This is a genomic window from Methanobrevibacter sp., from assembly GCF_045126245.1.
Taxonomy (GTDB): Archaea; Methanobacteriota; Methanobacteria; order Methanobacteriales; family Methanobacteriaceae; genus Methanocatella.
Genome location: NZ_JBGVOG010000113.1, coordinates 1 through 2577, shown reverse-complemented (window position 1 = coordinate 2577; position 2577 = coordinate 1). Strand labels below are relative to the sequence as shown.

General features: G+C 33.7%; 2 protein-coding genes. One reads left to right on the top strand and one right to left on the bottom strand.

Annotation, left to right across the window (positions count from 1 at the left end; genetic code table 11):
- Positions 1 to 1201 (bottom strand): UvrD-helicase domain-containing protein (locus tag ACJMLZ_RS08410; protein WP_405305177.1); only part of this gene is annotated, 1201 nt, incomplete at its 3' end.
- A gap of 296 nt (positions 1202 to 1497) precedes the next feature.
- Here ACJMLZ_RS08410 and ACJMLZ_RS08405 point away from each other — a divergent pair.
- On the top strand, positions 1498 to 2577 hold a 1080-nt coding region (locus tag ACJMLZ_RS08405; protein ID WP_405305176.1), incomplete at its 3' end, for a DEAD/DEAH box helicase.

The following is a 2577-nucleotide window of genomic DNA, read 5'->3' as shown; positions in this document are numbered from 1 at the left end:
AATCTCTGGATAACATTTCAGGGTTATTTCTAAACATTCCCAAAATCGGCATTTTATCCTTATCAAAATCAGGGGATATTATCTTTGGTTTATTTTCAACTCTTGCGTGCTGATATTCGCTATCAAGTTCAGCAAATTGATTGCAGTGGTTGATAATATTTTCTGTGGACCTGTAATTTGTTCTTAAGTTGATTTCTTCAACATCAATTCCAAGTCTTTCATTTATTCGCTTTTCATAATTTGTAAATAAATCTACTGTGGCGCCCCGGAATCTATAAAGGGATTGGTCATCATCCCCTACAACGGTAATGTTGCCGTCATGTTGGAGTGCTGATTCGGCGATGGTAAAGTAAATATCTTCCTGAATCAGGTTTGTGTCCTGGTATTCATCGATTAAAACAATTTTGACTTCATCCAAAAACAAATTCAAATCATTATTTTTTAGCTTTTCGAGAAACGCTTTCTCAAGCATTGCAAAATCAATAATATTTCTGCTTTTAAGAGTATTTTCATATTCTTTAATACAGTCAAGAGCTAATTTGAATCCGTTGTTGTCTTGAGTTTTTTCATATAACTCTTCAAAATTTATCTGGTCATAATAAATCCTGTTTTTAATTTCCATTAGGATTTCACTCATTTTTGAAGGTTCTTCAAGTTTGGTTCTGCCGCTTAATTCCATCAGAAATTCCTGAAGGTCTTTACTTTGATATCTATTGTCCTTAATAAGGATTTTAATCATGGCAGTGTTTGCAACAAATTCTTCAATGACTATAGCCTGATTTTCTCCGGGCTTTTTATTTTCCCTAAGTAATTGTTCGGCTATACTGTCTGTTGTGCCGATCAGTATCTGGTTGAAATCAATTCTTTCAATTTTTGCAATCTTTTCAAAGTCATCTCCAGCATTATCTTCAAGATAATTTTTAATCTGGTCTCCCCAACCTAAAATTCTTGAATATAATTCGGCTGCTGCCTTTTTTGTAAATGTTGTGGCTAAAATTTCGGACGGGTCGATATCATCCACGAAAATGTATTTCAATATTTTCAATACCATTACGGTCGTTTTCCCGGAACCTGGTCCGGCAACAATAAATAGTGATTTGTCAGGATTAGAAATAATGGCCTTCTTTTGGTCTTTATTTGAAGAAATGTCTCTTTTAAGCGTGTTTACTATTATATCTTCAAATTCTTCATATGAAATCATTTTTTCCCTCGTAACTTATATTTATTAATTTATGTGATTATGTTATTAATATAATAGTTGAGAGAGCATTTGAAAACTATTGGTTAACTGTAAATGGTTGTTGAAAAAAAGTAATTTTTATTTTACGATACGTTTTTATTCTATTGTATAAAAATATTTTCATAGAAAGTTTTTAAACTTTCATAATATGCATAAATAGTTAGGATTTTAATCCTAACTACTCTTTTTAAAAAACGGATAATTTTAAATAGTATTTAGATTTTAAATATACTTATTAAATTATTTTAGCTGAGATTATGTCTGATTCCAACAATATTGATATGTTTAAAAATGATGTTCGCTATAGGGATAATATAGCTCATGTGGAGACTATTCCGGCTAAAGAGGCTAGTTTTAAAAAAGTTGATAATTTAAATGATAAAATTGTTGAGTACCTTGATGAAAAGGATATAAAATTGTATAATCATCAGGCAGATGCATATGAGTCTATTAAAGAGGGGGAAAACGTTATTATCACAACCCCGACGGCTTCCGGGAAAACTTTGGCATTCAATTTGCCAATAATGGAGACAATGATTGAAGACAGTGATGCGACAGCGCTTTATATTTATCCCGCCAAGGCCCTTTCAAACGACCAGCTGCATGTTCTGGAGAATCTTGAAGAGGAGTTGGACATAAAAATCAATCCAAGAACCTATGATGGTGACACTCCTAGAGGGGACAAAAAAGGAATTCGTGAGAAATCACGCATTGTTTTAACAAATCCCTATCAGCTGCATCTGATTTTATCATGGCACCATCAGTGGTCACGATTTTATCGCAATTTAAGATATATTGTAATTGATGAATCCCATTACTATAAGGGTGTGTTCGGATCCAACGTGGCATTTCTAATTAAAAGATTAAAAAGAATAGCCAATTTTTACGGGTCATATCCCCAGTTCATATTGTCATCGGCCACTCTTGCAAATCCCCTGGAGTTGGCCAATAGGTTGACTGGAGAGGAATTCAAACTTGTTGACAATGACACTTCCCCAAGCGGTGAGAAAGATTTTATCTTATACAATCCCTTTAAAAATTACAGGAGAAACAGGGTCAATATTCAAAATGCACCTTCAGTTCATATGGAAACTGAGAATATCTTCATGTATATGATGTTCAAGGGGATTCAAACATTATGTTTCACGGTTTCAAGAAAAACAACTGAACTAATTGCAATGTGGGCAAAAAAGGACATGACTCAAATTAAAGGGAAATTGGCCCATAGGATTGCGGCTTATAGGGCAGGATATAAGCCTGAAGAGAGGCGTGAAATAGAGGAAGGCTTGAAAACAGGAAAATATCTTGGAGTTACCTGCACTAACGCTTTGGAATTG